General features: G+C 70.0%; 1 protein-coding gene. It reads right to left on the bottom strand.

All coding sequences use genetic code 11. The features are described 5' to 3' along the window. On the bottom strand, positions 1-656 hold a 656-nt coding region (locus ACEN88_RS33575; RefSeq protein ID WP_413346669.1), incomplete at both ends, for a glycoside hydrolase family 3 C-terminal domain-containing protein.

Below are 656 nucleotides of genomic sequence, written 5' to 3'. Positions count from 1 at the left end.
GCGCCGGGCCGCACGTCCAACTTCGCGAAGCCGCCCAGGCGCTTCGGCGCCTCCCAGCGCGCGCCCACGGGCGCCACGTAGATCTGCGCCACTTCCTTGCCTGCCCGCTTGCCCGTGTTCGCGACGGTGAACGACGCGGTCACGATGCCGTCGCTGACGGTGGCCTTCAGGCCGGACAGCGTGAAGTCCGTGTAGGACAGGCCGTGCCCGAACGGGAACAGCGGCTTCAGGCCTTTCAGGTCGAACCATTTGTAGCCGACGGCCGCGCCTTCGTGGTAGTCGACGTCGAAGCGGCGCTCGTTCCCGTCAAGATAACCGTCCAGCACGGGACGCGGCAGTTGCGCCGTCGATGCCGGGAACGTGGCCGGCAGGTGGCCGGACGGGTTGGCCTCGCCGAACAGGATGCCCGCGATGGCCTCGCCGCCGCTCGTGCCCGGATACCACGCTTCCAGCACCGCGGCCACATTCGACAGCCACGGCATGGCGACGGGACCGCCCGTCTCCAGTACCACCACCGTCCGCGGATTGGCCGCGGCCACGGCCGCGATCAGGTCGTCCTGGCCGGCCGGCAGGGACAGGTCGGGCGCGTCCCCGCCCTCGCCCGTCCACTGGGTCGCGGACCAGGGTCTTTTTAAAATAAGACGCGGGCCACGAAA

This window comes from Massilia sp. CT11-108 (assembly GCF_047302915.1).
In the GTDB taxonomy this organism is placed as follows: domain Bacteria; phylum Pseudomonadota; class Gammaproteobacteria; order Burkholderiales; family Burkholderiaceae_D; genus Telluria; species Telluria orientalis.
This window is presented reverse-complemented; position numbering and strand designations above follow the sequence as displayed.